Annotated in this window: 13 protein-coding genes; 6 read left to right on the forward strand and 7 right to left on the reverse strand. The window is 38.1% G+C overall.

What is annotated here, in order from left to right; all coding sequences use genetic code 11:
• Window positions 1-42: 42 nt before the first annotated feature.
• Both ACFE6N_RS12945 and ACFE6N_RS12950 read right to left on the reverse strand, forming a co-directional pair.
• On the reverse strand, window positions 43-1,461 hold the full coding sequence (locus ACFE6N_RS12945) for a DUF3526 domain-containing protein (RefSeq protein WP_378937052.1): 1,419 nt from the start codon (window positions 1,459-1,461) through the stop codon (window positions 43-45).
• A complete protein-coding gene (locus ACFE6N_RS12950; RefSeq protein WP_378937054.1) occupies window positions 1,448-2,893 on the reverse strand; it encodes an ABC transporter permease subunit in 1,446 nt (481 codons plus the stop codon). Before ACFE6N_RS12950 ends, ACFE6N_RS12945 begins: the two co-directional genes overlap by 14 nt.
• An 87-nt stretch (window positions 2,894-2,980) precedes the next feature.
• On the opposite strand from ACFE6N_RS12950, the gene ACFE6N_RS12955 reads away from it, so the two are divergent.
• Genes ACFE6N_RS12955 through ACFE6N_RS12970 form a run of 4 tightly spaced genes read left to right on the forward strand, consistent with a single transcriptional unit; the run spans window position 2,981 to window position 10,562 of the window.
• Entirely contained in the window at window positions 2,981-5,182 is a 2,202-nt protein-coding gene (locus ACFE6N_RS12955; RefSeq protein ID WP_378937057.1) for a peptidase domain-containing ABC transporter, read from the forward strand.
• Between the two features lie 9 nt (window positions 5,183-5,191).
• Entirely contained in the window at window positions 5,192-7,825 is a 2,634-nt protein-coding gene (locus tag ACFE6N_RS12960) for a lantibiotic dehydratase (RefSeq protein ID WP_378937059.1), read from the forward strand.
• Window positions 7,826-7,832: 7 nt separating this feature from the next.
• On the forward strand, window positions 7,833-8,648 hold the full coding sequence (locus ACFE6N_RS12965) for a thiopeptide-type bacteriocin biosynthesis protein (protein WP_378937061.1): 816 nt from the start codon (window positions 7,833-7,835) through the stop codon (window positions 8,646-8,648).
• 21 nt (window positions 8,649-8,669) lie between these two features.
• Window positions 8,670-10,562, forward strand: coding sequence for a lanthionine synthetase LanC family protein (locus ACFE6N_RS12970; protein ID WP_378937063.1), 1,893 nt, complete (start codon window positions 8,670-8,672; stop codon window positions 10,560-10,562).
• A 447-nt stretch (window positions 10,563-11,009) separates the two neighbouring features.
• Here the strand turns inward: ACFE6N_RS12970 and ACFE6N_RS12975 are convergent, their stop codons facing one another.
• From ACFE6N_RS12975 to ACFE6N_RS12995, 5 genes are all read right to left on the reverse strand, one after another.
• Window positions 11,010-11,201, reverse strand: a complete 192-nt coding sequence (locus tag ACFE6N_RS12975) for a pinensin family lanthipeptide (RefSeq protein WP_378937065.1) — start codon at window positions 11,199-11,201, stop codon at window positions 11,010-11,012.
• A 253-nt stretch (window positions 11,202-11,454) separates the two neighbouring features.
• A complete protein-coding gene (locus ACFE6N_RS12980; protein ID WP_378937067.1) occupies window positions 11,455-11,670 on the reverse strand; it encodes a hypothetical protein in 216 nt (71 codons plus the stop codon).
• Window positions 11,671-11,718: 48 nt separating this feature from the next.
• Window positions 11,719-12,438, reverse strand: coding sequence for a hypothetical protein (locus ACFE6N_RS12985; RefSeq protein ID WP_378937069.1), 720 nt, complete (start codon window positions 12,436-12,438; stop codon window positions 11,719-11,721).
• Between the two features lie 113 nt (window positions 12,439-12,551).
• On the reverse strand, window positions 12,552-12,929 hold the full coding sequence (locus tag ACFE6N_RS12990; protein WP_090978950.1) for an SRPBCC domain-containing protein: 378 nt from the start codon (window positions 12,927-12,929) through the stop codon (window positions 12,552-12,554).
• 453 nt (window positions 12,930-13,382) lie between these two features.
• Window positions 13,383-14,573: an acyl-CoA dehydrogenase family protein gene (locus ACFE6N_RS12995; RefSeq protein ID WP_378937071.1), complete on the reverse strand. Its 1,191-nt coding sequence runs from the start codon at window positions 14,571-14,573 to the stop codon at window positions 13,383-13,385.
• 113 nt (window positions 14,574-14,686) lie between these two features.
• On the opposite strand from ACFE6N_RS12995, the gene ACFE6N_RS13000 reads away from it, so the two are divergent.
• Both ACFE6N_RS13000 and ACFE6N_RS13005 read left to right on the forward strand, forming a co-directional pair.
• Window positions 14,687-15,055, forward strand: coding sequence for a dihydroneopterin aldolase (locus tag ACFE6N_RS13000; protein WP_378937073.1), 369 nt, complete (start codon window positions 14,687-14,689; stop codon window positions 15,053-15,055).
• Between the two features lies 1 nt (window position 15,056).
• The gene (locus ACFE6N_RS13005) at window positions 15,057-16,460 is read left to right on the forward strand and encodes an FAD-binding oxidoreductase (RefSeq protein ID WP_378937075.1); all 1,404 of its coding nucleotides are present in this window, start codon (window positions 15,057-15,059) and stop codon (window positions 16,458-16,460) included.
• The last annotated feature ends 103 nt before the right edge of the window (window positions 16,461-16,563 follow it).

A 16,563-nucleotide genomic window follows, 5' to 3' on the forward strand; every position in this document is an offset into this window, starting at 1 on the left:
TTTTGTGTGTGATTGATTTGTTATATGTATGGTGATTTTAATTTAAATCCGGAGTTTTGTGGCAAAAAAGATGATGCATACGTCAATACAAAACAGGTATAATATACCAAGCAGAATTTGCTGATTTTTATCTGGTGCTGGTTTAAGCTTAAATTCAGGTAGGGTTTTTAAATCATTTAAGCTTAGTTTTTTATCTGCTATGATATAATCGTTCATAAAATCAACCCATTGTTTCTGAAAAGCGTTTACCTGGTCCTGATATGAGAGATAATCCTTCAATCCGGTTTCAGCAATCCCGTTCAATAAATATTGAGTTTTAGTTGCCGGATTTATCCAGCTTACATGATTGGCAACAGCATTTTGTTTTGCAGGATACTGGCTGTAATTTTTTGCAACCCCGGTCATTCGGCGTCCTAAAAGATCATAGTAGGCTGCAAAACGTTTAGTATTGTTTTCGCTCGTGTCAGATGCTGTCCTTAAATGCCTGTATTTTGGGTTATTCAGGTAAAAGGTATCGATAAGGAGTTTGCGCGGCAATGCCCAAACCGATTCACTATTCTCTCTTAAGGCAACAGCAGCGTCGGTTTTTAGTGGAATGGGATAATGCAAACGCACAATGGCATTACACAATGCGGGTAAGAGCATTAAGAAAAAACACCATGCTCCTAAAAGATAAAGTGCATTATGAACAGAATTTTGATTTAATCTGACAATCAAAAAAATAACTGCAAACCAAAAGAAAAGATAAACACTAATGCTAAGCATCCAAAATATAGCCGCTATTGCATCAAAAGAAATCAATAAGGCCGAACTGACAAAACCGACAATACTGAGCAACCAGGCCATTGTGCCAATCAGCATAAACCTAAAAACAAGTTTATAGCTAATTATCCTGGCAAAATACAGCCCTTGCAAAGAAAGTAATTTATCCGTTTGTTGTTCCTTCTCCTTTGATAAGATGTTATAGCTTAATGCAATGGCGAGTAAGGGGAGCAGATAGATAATCACATAAGCGAGATCGAAATTTCCTGATGCGAGCGCCTCTGGATTAGAAATTTCAGCATTTGAACCTTGAACAAAATTCCGTCTGCGTGTAATCACATCATAATAAGGTGTTAAATCCCTTTGTCCAATCGATAAAATACTTAATGAATGAGGCTTATGAATTGCGTATAAAGGGTTTTTATACTCAATTACCGAAGGAATTCCAGCCTGATTAAATAAAGTCTTTCCAGCTGCAGTAGTTGTATCAGCAGAGAAACTTGCGACAGCTTCCTCATACTTTTTCTGATATTCATGTTGAAGACTATCAATAGCCAATAATTGTTTTTGAGTAAAACGGAAACCATCGTAAATACTGTAAAGTCCGGCTGCAAAGAAAAAACCGATTAAAACCAATATAAATTTTTGCCTGGTCAACAGCCTGAACTCGAATAAAAAAATGGTTTTAAAGAGTTGCATAATTAAGTGCTAAAGAACGTGAAACAATGAACTGAAGTAAAAACATAAGCATAAGTATCCATCCAATCAATGAAACGATAGCAATGTTTTCTAACTGTAATACCCTGTAAAGTGTGGGTAATTGATAGCTGAAATCTTTAAGCTGGCTAAAATAGCGGGGGCCTACCACATATTCTCCCTTAACATCTTTACCATGCATAGCCAACTGTAAATTCAATTTTCTGATCAGGTGGTTGCGATAGGTTTGTGCCTGTTTAAAAAATTGTTCGTGGTGATAAAAATCAGAACCTGCCAGCGCCATCGAAAGGCGTTTGGTTGATAAAAAGGGATCAAAAATACCGGATAGGCTTAAAAGACGTCGCTGTTGATCAAAACGGTTTTCAACGGTCTTATAATAGTGGTTAAAGACCATGGTCCGATAATCTTCATTAAACTGAAGGGTAAACCCGTCTACATTAAAAGGTAACGCCTGTACACTGTCTGCATGATATTTATTCAATAAACTGTCGATGTACCGTTTTCCGCGGTCAGCGTAAGGATCTTTTCCATTTAGGCCCTTTCTGTAACCCTGCTCCACCAAATCATTAAAAGCGGCGCGAGACATTAACGGGTAGTTATGGGTGGCTATACCGGTTACTATTTTAGGGAAAATAATGCTCATGAAAATCCAGAAGCATAAGGCACCTAACCATGCTTTCCCTGAATGATTGCTTACTGCAGAAATAAGTGTACCAAGTAAAGCAACCAGCAGGTAGTATAATAAACAAGTTGCTAAAATCCATACCAGCCTGCCAAAGAGCAGGCTGGTATCGCCTGTAAAAGTAACCGCTAAAGCCACGATTATAAAGGCGGGAAGTATGATCATTACGATAAGCAGGTAATTGGCACAAACTTTTGCCCAGATCATTTTTCTGCTACTTAAACCCTGAGCCAAAAGCATTTTAAGCGTACCGCTCTCTTTCTCGCTGGTGACACTGGTAGCAGTAATAAACAGCAGAAACAAGGGGACTAACAACTGTAAAATAAGTGCGAAGCTGAGGTTGCCAAAACGCATAGCCGAATCATGATGTTCAGCGTTACTATCGCTGATTTCGTGCTGTTGGTGTGCTTCTATCCGGTAGGTATTTCCTGTATAATCATTAATACCCGGATCGAAAACATTAAGCAGATGCATGGGCTTGAACAGGTAAGTTCCAAAGTGTGCAGCATCATGCGGGTTACGCTGTTGATGCGCCCATTGCTGTCTGAATAAAGCATTGGCTTCCAATCGCTGTTTATGGTTGGCATTGTAATTTAAAAAAGTACAAAACATAGCGGCTATAAACAATATCCATATGGCAATGGCCGAAATCAGCACTGTTTTATTCCGGTAGCTCAGTGATAATTCTTTTTTGATCAGCATCTGCCACATGCCAAAACGCTTCGTTCTCATCTGAAATTTATATTTTTTTAATGCATCAAAGTTGCATTATATTTTACATATTTGCAACTATATTGCATTACATAATCTGGTCTTTTCATGATTAAAGATTTTATCCGTAGAAATAATTATCCGTTTTACAAACAGCCCGATGCCATGGATTGCGGTCCGGTTTGTTTAAAAATGGTTGCAGCTCATCACGGTAAAAACCTGTCTATGCAGTATTTAAGAAAGTTATGCGGGATCGGAAAGCAGGGAACAACGTTGCTCAATCTGACCGATGCTGCGGATCAGCTGGGTTTTAAAACACTTGCAGCAGAATTACCTTTTCATAAACTGAAAAACATTCCTTTGCCGTGCATATTACACTGGCAAAAAGAACATTATGTGGTTCTTTATGAAGTAAATGATAAACATATGTACCTGGCCGATCCGGCCCTAAATAGCAAAATTAAACTCAGCGTTGACGATTTTTTAACTGCGTGGACAATCAATACAGAAAAGAATACGGGGCGCGTTTTGTTACTTCAGCCCACCCAGGCTTTCGAAGAGCTGAAAGCGCCCGATGAACATAAAACTTCCTTATGGTCGTTATTTCCTTACCTTAAAATGCATAAAAAAGGCTGGCTCCCCATTCTAATCAGCTTGTTTCTGGCCAGTGGCTTTTCATTAATTATCCCATTACTTACCCAAATGGTAGTTGATAAGGGAATTAATGCCAAAAACACCAATTTACTCTTGCTCATCTGCCTTGGTCAGCTAATGCTTTTTTCGGGCAGGATGTTGATGGATTTTATGCGGGCCAGGATTCTATTTCGTATTGGTGCCAGAACGAGCATTACCATGCTAAAAGAATTTCTCGCCAAATTGATGAAACTCCCGTTTTCATTTTTTGATAACCGGCAGGCCGGCGACAATATGCAGCGGGTAAATGATAACCAGCGCATCGAGGAATTTCTGACCAATTTCCTCATTAATTTTATCCTGTCGGCCATTACCTTACTGGTGTTAGGCGGCGTACTCTTTCATTACAACTGGCAAATATTTCTGCTTTTTATTATTGGTGCCGCCGGCAGCATCTTATGGTCAAATTCTTTTCAACAGAAACGCAAAATCATCGATCAGAAAAAATTTAAGGTACTCTCGGCCAATCAACAGTTGCTTTTGGAAATTTTTTATGCCATGCAGGAAATTAAACTTACAGGTAGCGAAGAAAATAAAAAGCAGCTCTGGGAAAGCCTCCAGGACCAGTCGTTTGACTTAAAACTGGAAGCCCTCCAACTTGATCAACGCATGCAAGGGGTGGGGTCTTTTATCAATGAGATCAAAAACGTATTGATTACATACGCTGCAGCCATGTTGGTGATCAATGATCAGATCACCCTTGGCGGCATGCTGGCCGTTACTTACGTATGTGGACAGCTAAATGCTCCTGTAAACCAACTGGTAGAATTTGCGAGGGTATCACAAAACACCAGGTTCAGTTTAATGCGGATAGATGAAGTGCAACAGGAGGAGGAGGAGGACCTAAATATGAAAGAACCACTAAAAAACTTTGGCCCGGTTGATATTTCATTAAACAAAGTGTCATTTAGATACGGGAGCAGGCATGCACCTTGCGTTTTAAAAAATATTGATCTATTTATTCCGGCTGGAAAAGTAACCGCCATTGTAGGCACGAGTGGAAGCGGTAAAACGACGCTTATCAAGTTATTATTAAAGTTTTATGGTCTTACGGAAGGTGAAATTTTTATAGGAGAGCAAAAACTTGAGCAGGTAAATGCAAAATTGTGGCGGAAACATTGTGGCGTAGTGATGCAGGATGGTTATGTTTTTATGGATTCTATAGCCAATAACATTTTCGCGGGTGCAGCGATTAAAGACTATAAACGCCTTTATGAAGCAGCAAAAATGGCTAATATGCACGATTTTTTCTCTTCAATGCCCTTTGGTTATGATACAGTAGTTGGAAGAGATGGTTATGGACTTAGTGAAGGACAGAAACAACGCCTTTTAATCGCCAGGATGATTTATCGTAATCCGGATTATATTTTTTTGGATGAAGCCACCAATGCACTTGATGCGCAGAATGAACGCTCGATAGTGAATAACCTTAATACTTTTTTTAAAGGTAAAACAGTGCTGATTGTAGCCCATCGGCTCAGCACGGTTAAACATGCCGATCAGATTATCGTACTGCACCAGGGCGAAATAATGGAATGTGGTACGCATGAAACGTTATTGCTCAATAAAGGGAGTTACTATAACCTGATCAAAAATCAACTCGAACTCGGTAAATAAAATATAGATATGAGCTCACAGATTTTTCCTTATTCGTTGGTACGTTATGCCGGATTACACCATCAACTTTTTGATCAACTGCAACTCAGAGATGCAGAACATCTTTTATCATCTTATCAAAATCATTTTGATGACAAAGAGAAATTAAAAAACAGAATATGTGATGCTTTATATCCTGTAATTAATCTTCAGACGGATGATAAAGTTAGACAGCAATTAATTAATCTTAAACGTCAGTTATTCAACAATAAACAGATCGATCCTCATTATGTTTCTTTATTACCACAAACACTTCAGCATGATTTTAAGGCTTATTTAAACAAGTTGGAACAAATTACCCTTTTTAAAAATGAGTGTTCCCTAAAATTTGAAGAAGAACAGCATATTCATCAGCAAAAAATACAGGCAACAGCACAACTGCCTGAACTGCAGAACGGGCTTTTGTTATCAAGTCCGTTACTTTATGAGCAGTTAAGCAATTTTACGCAAAAAGACGTTAAAAGCTTTAAACAGAAAGAGCACCGGACCTTATTCAGCTTGATGAGGTACCTGAGCAGGATGACTTTTAAAACGTCACCATTCAGTAGTTTTACCTATACCGGGCTGGCAACATTGGGTGCATCGGAGATATCCAAAACGACTCATCATAGAGTTTGTAGCCGATTAAAATTAAATAATGCGATATTCGAATACCTCAAATCAATATTGAAAAGGCATCCTTTATTAAACGAGCAACTATTGATTAAACTGAATATAACGGCGTCAATTAAAAAGGATAAAATCTGCTTCTTAAGCAATTTCAACAACATCGAATCGTTTCAGCAGATCAATGCAAAAGGCCTGCAGTTATTAGTTTACCAGCAATTAAATCAGCGTCAACTTATCTCATTTAAACAATTGATCCTGAGACTTTATCAGAATGTTGACAACGCGGATTATGAAAGTATCAAGATATACGTCATTAAATTAGTTGAAGCGGGTATGCTTGAAATGAGCTTAGGATTTTCTGGTATGGACGAAGCATGGGACAGCAAATTATTACTTTTTCTGAAATCGTTCAAAGGGGTGGAGCCATCAGCAATACCGGTTATCACACTATTTCAAAACCTGCAGCAATACAGAAATGAGTACTCATCAACTGGTCCTTTTGAACGCTATCAAATTCTTCAGGAAGCAGAAAAACAATTAAATGAAGTGTTTTGCCGATTACAACAGGAGGCTGGACTTCCTTTTTACAGTAGCGCATCAGAAAAAAAAATAACTCCAGAAAGCCCTGAAGCCGAAAAAATTTCAGTCCATAAATTTATTCCTTACTATTTTTCAGCCAGGCATATTTTTTACGAAGACTGCTTTACAACAGAAAAACTGGAACTACCTGAACAACAGATAAAGGATTTTGTTGATAAAACAAATGAACTGATCAGTTTCTTACTTCCGCTTGATGTGATGCGTAGAGAACGTAAAAAAATGCGTGATTTCTTTTTAGCGCACTACGGGGATAATGAAACAGCAGACCTGATAACTTTTTACAGAAATTACTACTTCCACGTAAAAAAGCCTGAAAAACAAGAAGAATCACTTCCAACTACTGATTTTCCTGCTTTAAAGTCTTGGAAAGATGCAGTTTTAAAGAAACTATCAGCAATTGAAGACAATGATGAAAGCCGGATTCATTTAGACGTTAATTTCTTTGATGGCCTGCCAGCTGCCTCTGACCTAGCTAAAAATGCTGCAGCAGGAATGTTTGTACAATTTGTCGAGAATGAAAATGGCTTTGCCGGCGTTATCAACGCTTTATTGCCAGGAATGGGCAAAGTGAGCTGCCGCTTTTTATCGCTCTTTGATCAAAAAATTACCAACAGTATTGTCAAGCTAAATGAAAACCTTCATCATGGCGCCATTAAGGTAGAACTGAACGATGCTTCCACATTTAATGCGAATATCCATCCGCCATTGCTGGCTCATGAACTTGAACTTCCGGGCGGAAATAACATTTATCCGTTTGGCAAACAATTTAACATAAGCGATTTAAGGATAAATTATGATAAAGAAAATGAAGTGTTAAGACTTTATAAAGAAGATACTGAATTTTACAGTTATGATTTAAGTTTAGAGTCTTTTTACAACCGGTCTAACCTTTATCAACTGCTCGCACATTTCAATCCCGATGCGCGTGTCTCGTTACAGCCCTTTATTCAACTGGTTGACCAGTTTTACCTAGATCGACATCGCGTTCCTTCTCCTGATTTATTTACATTGCCGAGGATCGTTTATGCCCAAAATATTATTTTAAGGCGTAAAACATGGCGTATAAAAACATCCATTATTCCTCAACAGGATCAGTTTGAAACAGATTTTGAATATTTTATCAGACTAAACAACTGGCTCATTAATAATCAGATACCTTGGGAGATATTTATCTTTTTAAGAAAACGTGCTTATCAAACTCAATCGGATGACAAAAGGGAAGGCCTGCATGATGATTATAAACCGCAATACCTTTCTTTCCATAGCCCATTATTTTTAGCCATGTTTAAGAAATTATTGTTGAGGGCCGGCAATTACATTACCCTTGAAGAGGTATTTCCGAAACCAACAAAGAATAAGGTAAGCGAATACCTGATCCAATGGTACAATAACTGATCACTTTATGGAAAATCGACAATTTAAATGGTTATCGGTATATTTATTCCATTATGGAGATGCCGATCAACTTTTAAAACAGCTGGTTCATCCTTTTATTCAGCAATGGCATGCGCCCTGGTTTTTTATACGTTACTGGGAAGGCGGCGATCATATCCGTTTGAGGTTAAAAGCTACAAAAAACGGGCACCATTCAATCGTTAAGTCACTTTCTGCAGAAAGTTCAGTAATAAAATCCATTCAGATCGCCGAATATGAACCAGAAGTCGAGCGATATGGAAACTTAGAGACTATGCCATGGGCAGAACAATATTTTGAATGTTCGTCTGCCTATATTTTAAACTGGATCGTCAATCAGAAAACTAACCAATCGCCCATTGCACAGGCTATAAAAGTACATCTGACCTTGTTATATGCTACCGGATGGAATAAGGATGCATTAATAAATGTGTGTAACTTATTTTTAGAAGGCTGGCTACCCAAACTCTTTAACCAAACAGAACCGAAGGAAAGGCAAAGGTTATTTTGGTTAAACCAGTTTGAAACCGTTTTTGAAACATCAAAACCTCAAATGGTTAAAGCTGCAGACCAGTTTTGGCAATCGCTTAAAGCCAGGGAAGCAGATGATGATCTAAACGCGTATTTATCTGAAACCATTGGGATACTAAAACTATACAGATCGTCTGATTTGGAAGAAAATAAATTATTTCAGGTAATATCCAGCTTTATGCATATGAATAATAACCGTTTAGGTGTTTATAATTATGAAGAAGCTTACATCATGTATTGTATACTAACCTGTCTTGAGTTTATCCATGAATAATCCATCACGTAATATTTGATAATGTTTACTGCAAAACAGATCGAAAAATTAAGAAATCAGCTTTATAAGATTTACGATGACTTATGCCTGAATTTCAAAGAAACCGATCAGGAAATCTGGTGGCCAACGCCCTTTTATATCAACCCTGAAGAATATGAATTTAGGGAAAGTTATGACCTCTTTAACGGTAATTGTGGTATCGTTCTTTTTTTTCTCCAATTATATCAGTTTGATAGAAATGCAGATCACCTGCGTATCATAAACAAAGCGATGCACCGGATTTTAAATGCAGAAGAAGTGCTTCACCCTAAATCTTTTGCTTTGTATACCGGTTTGGGAGGGGTAATTTACAACTGCCTCAAAATTTACGAAGTGACGAATGACGGGTTTTATAAAGAAAAAGCGTTAACATTAACGCTCCATCATGAAAAACAATTAACCGAATTATTAAAAGCCGATCTTTTAAGTGGCTACTGTGGTAATTTGCTGTTATTAAACTTACTTTATCACTACACTAATCACCCTCAAGTATTAAACCTGGTGAGATTGCTGATCGATCGGTTAATTGCAGAAGCACGGATCTCCGAACAGGGGTTAAAGTGGGACTATTCCAGATCGAAAAAAGCCTATGATAGCATGACCGGCTTTTCTCACGGCGCCTCGGGTATTGCCTGGGTGTTGCTGCAGGTTGGCCAGTATTTTAATGCTTCGGGATTGATTTATCTGGCTGAAGAAGCTTTGCGGTACGAAATGCAATATTTCCACCAACCTGCTAAAAACTGGCTGGACTTGCGGCTTGGCCCGCACAGGTTAAATAAGCCTGACGTACATGAATGGAGGCTGGAGACGTTTTTACCTGAAATGACGGATGTAAATTCATGGGCGCATGGTGCTGCGGGAATCGGACTAACGAGACAAATGGCTCTGCAGCATACAAAACAAAAAGATTACCAAGCGGATTGCCGAAACGCACTGGAACGCTGTCTGGATGATTTAAAAAAGCTAAATCGAACTGATTTTACCTTAGTGAGCGGGTATTGTGGAATGATCCCGGTTTTATTAAGTTATCAATTAACATCTCAAATTGATTTAATATTAGATCAGGCCGGAGAACTCCATCAAAGAACAAACAGTTATAACACCTATGTGTCATCAGGTATTGATGATTATGGCTTGTTATCAGGAAAAACAGGAGTGGGTTATATTATTTTAGCTATTTTAAAGGGGGAAGGCTTTGATAACATTTTGAATCCCGGGTTACCCCACAATGATCAAAAATCAATACTTGGCCATCAATATGATGAAATTCAAATTAAAAGGTCGATTTTTTCAAAATATTATCCCAGAACATTGTCGAAATTAAAGGATTTTTCGGCTTTTGAGGCTGAAGACATTTACAATTTTAGAGCAAAACTACAATCAGAAATTTCGAAAATCCGCAACGATGATATTGCAACTTCATTTAATCTGGAAAGCACTTTGGTTGATTTATGGAAAAAACACAAAGGTTATTTCAGTTTCAGGCAAAAACATAAATACTGGCTTAAACAGGCCGAAAAAAGCCTTAAGCTAACTGATCTGGAGTTACTCCATCAATTTTTCAGATTAAGCGATCGGATAAAAATTTATCGTCCGAAACAACATAGAGAAAATGAGATGCTTCTATTAATCAGTGATGAAAACGGAATAAGAGAAATTAGTGTTGGCGTATTTATCGCGATAATTTTAAATGCAACAGAGAAAGAAAAAATGAAAGGAGAAGAGCTCGTAAAATTACTCCAATCCACATTATTTGAAGATTCTCCAAACGAAAAGTCTTTGGAGGAGTTAACAAAGAAAATGATTCAGCAAATCAGGTTATTGATTGAGGCTGGCTTTATTGAAGTATGCAATATAAATTGGATTGCAAAATGATTAATTGATTAAACGCAAAAACTTTCCATCAAGTCGTCATCCTGAACTTGTTTCAGGATCCGAATAGATAACTTCGTCGGAAGTTGTCGTCTAGAACAGATCAAATTCATCAAATCAGTTAATCTGGGAACTGCCAATTGTCCATGAATGCTAATAAATTAAAAAACACTCATAAAAACCACAATTAAAATGTTTTAAGATTTGCATGCGCGACATCGGATAGCTATTCGATGAGGACCGGACTAATGGATTCTGTAAATGGTAGCTTTTTTCAATACCCAAATAGCCTAAGTCGTAAATGATCAATCATTAAGAAATAGCAAACTGCGCCTTAAACGCTAAACTCAAATCATTTGATCATGCATAGTCGCTTACCACTGATTAAGAACAACCACCTTAAAAAACAAGGCGCCCTAAAGCGCCTTGAGATGAAAATACCTGCGTTAATTAACAGATCACAGTAGTACACCTAACTGGTGGCGTATGGTGGTCATCTGTTTGCTCAGTATGGGTTGGCTCAGATACATTACCCAAACCACCAGATAAACGCACAGCCACTTCGCTGTCGATACTGGTTACAAAACTTTCCAATTGAAGGTCTTCCAAGCTCAATGTGATTTTTTCTGATTGATTTTTCATAAAATAATTGATTAATATTGATGCCTACTGTGGTTACGGGGGTTCGGCTTATCCCCGGTTGCAACAGCACTAAGTTAATCAATTGCAACATAGTTGCAAAATAATCGCCTGTATTTTTGCAACCATGTTGCATAAACATAGGCGATAAATTATAAGTAATTGAAAATCAGTATATTATTTAAGCTTATTAACTACCTCAATGGGATTATAATTTAACTCAATTAAAATAATAGCCAGAAAGGGTTTTTCAATATTATTTCTTGTTCTTTGAAGTCGCAAAAACAACTACACCCGCTATTAAAATAATACCACCGGCATACGGAGGCCAGTTTACAGATTTTTCTTTATCTGCTGATATCTGAATGGGACCTGCATCCACAATTTTTTCTTTTTTAGTATAAGAGAAACCAGTCCAGATGAGCATGGCAATGCCCACAACAATCAATACAATTCCTAATGTTCTGTTCATAATATTGCTTTTAATTTATATTAGAACAGCTCTGGCATTGATATGTTTTTATTGTAATTTATACCCAAGAGAAATCTTACTGGCAAGATTTATATTTTCCGCTATTTCAAGTGAAAGTGTAAATCTTTTTACGCTTAAAAAGTAGTTAAAATTCCATGCAGAGGAACTGTTGATTACTTTATCAAGATCTGCGAGTTGGCCGTATTTAAAACTGTTGGCCAGTCCAGGAGTTCCACCAATGAACAGCCTGAAAGCGTGTTTGATATCATGGTTGCGCCTGGCCCTGAAAATTACCTCGGTTGAAAGTCCGGTTGTCCAAAATCTTTTCCTGTTTGAAACACCGGCATAATTATAAACTTTACCATTATAAATTTCATTCCTGAAATCAGCATATGCTCCATTTTCGGTACTTAGTGCGTTTTCCCAGTTTATAAATCTGAAATCGGTATTTCCATTTATGGAAGTACTGTGAAAACCGACAGAAGTTCTTAAACCAAAACCATACATTTTTTTGTTAAAAGCGGGCGGGTAATCGCCATTGGCATCATTCCTATTATTTGAATACTGGTGTTCAGCATTTCCTAAATAACCCATCACACCATATGCAACATTAAACCCCTTAAAAGTATGCCCACGGTTAATGTTTAACATACCCATTTCAAATGAAACGCTACCATTTCCAGGAGATGACGCCCCGGCGTAACTGGCTGATGCATGTGTTAACGATTTAATGCTATCGGCCTCCATTTGACGTGGCAGATAACCCATATTATTTCCAGGTAAAGCTGGGCTTATGTAGGTTCTGCAGGAACTTGATAAAAAGACCATTAGCAAAGAAGAAAAAAGGAGAGTATTAACTGGAGCTTTCATTGATGCTATTGTTACTCCTCAAAAAAATCGACCAGACCACCTAAAAAATACTCCTGAATTCCTTCCGTAAAATCTTTATAATCTTCATCGGGAATATTGGTTTGCCTAAATTCAAGTGATGTTCCTTTTTTATCTTCGTGCAGTTTAATGGTTACGATGGATGGTTCATTTTCTTCTCCAAAATACCATTGCTGTACAATCTGCTTTCCATAAACAAATTCGATGTTTTTGCCAGTAATATCGCCATCCCAGAAAGAAAATTCCGTTCCGGGTACTTCTTCAAACTCCACTTCGGCACCGGTCCATAATTTTATGCTGATGTCCTTGGTCAGCGCTAAATAAACTTCTTCGGGTGGGGCAGGTATGTAGGTATATTTTTTAAAGTCCATTCTGTATCATGATTTTTAGGATTTAAAGATTTTAATGATCAAAGCTCAGGAAAATCAGATCCGGTTATTTATTAGTTAAGGTTAAGTATATGGTATCATCCCAATCATTAGACTTTGCTCAATCCTGATTTATATCCATTCCAGGATTGTAAATCTTTTTAAACTGGAGACTTGTTGCGCCAAAATTAATCAATAATCCGACATTGAAATTATAAGCTACAATAAAATTTTTAGCTTGTGCCGAACGATAGTTTTCTAAATTTATGCGCCTTGAGCTCTAAAGTTAATAGATTATTAATAACAATGGGTAGGCCGTTTTCCAACAATCAAACCTCATCAAAATTCCTTTTCAGCTTCTCTTTTAAAAGTTATTCGACAAGTTAAATCTTAAATATCCATGTATCTGATCTGGTATTCCTTATCATTAAAATCTAAAATCTTTTTAATCCTTTCTTACTTAAAGGCATTCAATCCGGTCACATCCATGCCCGTAATCAATAGGTGTATGTCATGTGTACCTTCATAAGTAACTACAGATTCTAAGTTCATCATATGGCGCATAATGGAGTATTCGCCGGTAATACCCATTCCACCAAGCATTTGGCGTGCGTTACGGGCAATATCCAGGGCAATTTCTACACTATTTCTTTTCGCCATAGATATTTGTTCGGCTGTAGCCCTATTTTCGCTTTTAAGTACGCCCAAACGCCAAACCAACAGCTGACCTTTCGTAATTTCGGTTACCATTTCGGCCAGTTTTTTTTGTTGCAGCTGGAAACCACCGATCGGCTTTCCAAATTGAATACGCTCTTTCGAATAGCGCAAAGCGGTATCATAACAGTCCATTGCTGCGCCCAAAGCACCCCAGGCAATACCGTAACGTGCCTGGTTTAAGCAACCCAACGGACCTTTTAATCCGCTGATCTCAGGGAAAACATTCTCCTTTGGCACTTTAACATTATCAAAAACAAGCTCACCGGTTGCCGATGCACGTAAACTCCATTTATTATGGGTTTCTGGTGTAGAAAAGCCTTCCATTCCACGTTCTATCACCATTCCTCTGATTTTGCCTGATTCATCTTTTGCCCAAACCACAGCAATATCGGCAAAGGGGGCATTACTGATCCACATTTTTGCACCGTTTAAAATATAGTGACTTCCGGCATCTTTAATATGGGTAACCATGCCGCCCGGATTGGAGCCATGATCCGGTTCCGTTAAGCCAAAACAGCCCATCATTTCACCACTAGCCAATTTAGGAAGGTACTTTTTGCGCTGTTCTTCAGTTCCATAGGCATAAATAGGGTACATCACCAACGAACCCTGGACAGATGCGGTAGAGCGGATGCCTGAATCGCCCCGTTCTATTTCCTGCATCAGAATCCCATAAGCAGTATAATCCAGTCCGGCACCACCATACTCAACCGGAATGGTAGGTCCGAAAGCACCGATATCCGCCAGTCCCTTTATTAAATGTTTAGGAAATTCTGCCTTTTGAGCATAATCCTCAATAATAGGGCTCACTTCCTTTTTTACCCAATCTCTGGCCGTAGAACGGATTAATTTGTGTTCATCGGTTAATAATTCATCTAATAAATAATAGTCTGGCGCCTCATACAGGTCTTTTTTCACTGATTTGCTCATGTAATTTTGTATTATCTGGTTAAAAAACCGCGTTCATTTCAAAGGTAACAATTTACGGTAATGGGCATTAAATTCATGAATAAAAATTTAATTTTACAACTTAAAGAACATACATGAGCCATTTCAAACAAACTGTAGCTTTAAAAGATGTGAAATGTTTTGCTTTGCATGGTTATTACCCTGAAGAGCAATTGACTGGAAATCATTTTATTATCGATTTAACAACCGAATTTACGCCAATGGGTTTTGATGATGAACTGGTGCAGACCGTTAATTACGAAGATTTGAACAATATTATTATTGCGGAGATGAAAAATACCCAAAAGCTATTAGAAACCGTTTTGAATAACATCATCTCAAAAGTAATTGAAAAATACCCCTTTGTAGAAAAGATTGATGTAGGCATAAAAAAGCTTCATCCGCCAATGCCCGGACAAATCGGCCATTCTTTTGTTCAACTTAGTTATTCAGCAACAAATTAAAATGAATTTTACCCCTATTAATAACGAAATTTTAGCAGCAATCACCTCAGCAATTGGTGCCGATAAAGTTTTCACAGACACAGAAAACCTCGAAAAATATAGCCATGATGAAACTGAAGATTTACGCTATCAGCCGGAGGTGGTGGTTAAGCCCACTACGCCGGAAGAGGTTTCGGCCTTATTGAAAATCTGCAATGCCCATCATGTTCCGGTTACACCCCGTGGAGGTGGAACAGGCTTAAGTGGCGCTGCCTTGCCCATTTATGGCGGGGTTTCGCTATCAATGGAAAAGTTTAAGGCCATTCTGGATATTGATACCGAAAACTTACAGGCAACTGTTGAGCCCGGGGTAATTACCGAAAAATTTATTAATGCAGTAGCAGAAAAAGGCCTTTTGTACCCGGTTGATCCCAGTAGTAAAGGATCTTGTTTTATTGGAGGTAATGTGGCGCACGGCTCTGGTGGCCCAAGAGTAGTAAAATATGGTACCATCCGCGAATACATTTTAAATCTGGAAGTGGTGTTGCCCAACGGCGATATTATCTGGACAGGCGCAAATACCTTGAAATATGCTTCAGGATATAATTTAACGCAATTGATGATCGGCTCGGAAGGTACCTTAGGTGTGGTGACTAAAATCGTAACCAAGCTATTGCCTAAACCTGGTCAATCGGTTTTAATGATGGGATCTTTTAGCACTAACGAAGCTGCCTGTGCTGCAGTTTCAGCCATTTTCAGGGCCGGCGTAACACCATCAGCCCTGGAGTTTATGGAACGGAAAGGCGTAGAATGGGTAATCAAATTTGATGATATTAAATTTGATTTAAAAGATGATGTGGCTGCTCTATTGATGATTGAATTTGATGGCGATGACCTGGATGATATTTTTAAAAATTGCGAGAAAACCAACATCGTTTTAGAAGAACACCACTGTACGGAAGTTTTATTTGCTGATACAGCTGCTCAAAAAGAGGAATTGTGGCGGATGCGCAGAACAATGGCCGAATCAGTTAAATCTAATTCGGTTTATAAGGAAGAAGATACTGTCGTTCCCCGCGCGGCTTTACCCAAACTCGTAAGTGGTATTAAAGAGATTGGCGCCAGATATGGCTTTGAGAGTGTTTGTTACGGACATGCGGGCGATGGAAATCTGCACGTAAATATTATTAAGGCGGGAATGAGTGATGAGGACTGGAAAAACAAACTCAAATCTGGTATCGCTGAAATATTTGAACTCACCACCGCTTTAGGCGGCACCCTTTCAGGAGAACATGGCATTGGCCTGGTTCAGAAAGAATTTATGCCCATAAAGTACTCAGAAATACACCTTAATTTAATGAGGGGAATTAAACATGTTTTTGATCCTAATGGAATATTAAATCCGGGAAAGATTATGCCAGATTGATTTATTCGTTACACTGAACTTGTTTAAGGGTATCATCAGTTATTGGTTTTAAGATGCTGAAACAAATTCACCTTTCTATCCGTAGAGTTAAGCACAGCGGCTC

The sequence above is a fragment of the Pedobacter sp. BG31 genome (assembly GCF_042464845.1).
Classification (GTDB): domain Bacteria; phylum Bacteroidota; class Bacteroidia; order Sphingobacteriales; family Sphingobacteriaceae; genus Pedobacter; species Pedobacter suwonensis.

Excerpts from the sequence above, each read along its gene's own strand:
- ACFE6N_RS12945 (WP_378937052.1), bottom strand. The coding sequence starts at position 1,461 with ATGCAACTCTTTAAAACCATTTTTTTATTCGAGTTCAGGCTGTTGACC.
- ACFE6N_RS12950 (WP_378937054.1), bottom strand. The coding sequence starts at position 2,893 with ATGAGAACGAAGCGTTTTGGCATGTGGCAGATGCTGATCAAAAAAGAA.
- ACFE6N_RS12955 (WP_378937057.1), top strand. The coding sequence starts at position 2,981 with ATGATTAAAGATTTTATCCGTAGAAATAATTATCCGTTTTACAAACAG.
- ACFE6N_RS12960 (WP_378937059.1), top strand. The coding sequence starts at position 5,192 with ATGAGCTCACAGATTTTTCCTTATTCGTTGGTACGTTATGCCGGATTA.
- ACFE6N_RS12965 (WP_378937061.1), top strand. The coding sequence starts at position 7,833 with ATGGAAAATCGACAATTTAAATGGTTATCGGTATATTTATTCCATTAT.
- ACFE6N_RS12970 (WP_378937063.1), top strand. The coding sequence starts at position 8,670 with ATGTTTACTGCAAAACAGATCGAAAAATTAAGAAATCAGCTTTATAAG.
- ACFE6N_RS12975 (WP_378937065.1), bottom strand. The coding sequence starts at position 11,201 with ATGAAAAATCAATCAGAAAAAATCACATTGAGCTTGGAAGACCTTCAA.
- ACFE6N_RS12980 (WP_378937067.1), bottom strand. The coding sequence starts at position 11,670 with ATGAACAGAACATTAGGAATTGTATTGATTGTTGTGGGCATTGCCATG.
- ACFE6N_RS12985 (WP_378937069.1), bottom strand. The coding sequence starts at position 12,438 with ATGGGTTATCTGCCACGTCAAATGGAGGCCGATAGCATTAAATCGTTA.
- ACFE6N_RS12990 (WP_090978950.1), bottom strand. The coding sequence starts at position 12,929 with ATGGACTTTAAAAAATATACCTACATACCTGCCCCACCCGAAGAAGTT.
- ACFE6N_RS12995 (WP_378937071.1), bottom strand. The coding sequence starts at position 14,573 with ATGAGCAAATCAGTGAAAAAAGACCTGTATGAGGCGCCAGACTATTAT.
- ACFE6N_RS13000 (WP_378937073.1), top strand. The coding sequence starts at position 14,687 with ATGAGCCATTTCAAACAAACTGTAGCTTTAAAAGATGTGAAATGTTTT.
- ACFE6N_RS13005 (WP_378937075.1), top strand. The coding sequence starts at position 15,057 with ATGAATTTTACCCCTATTAATAACGAAATTTTAGCAGCAATCACCTCA.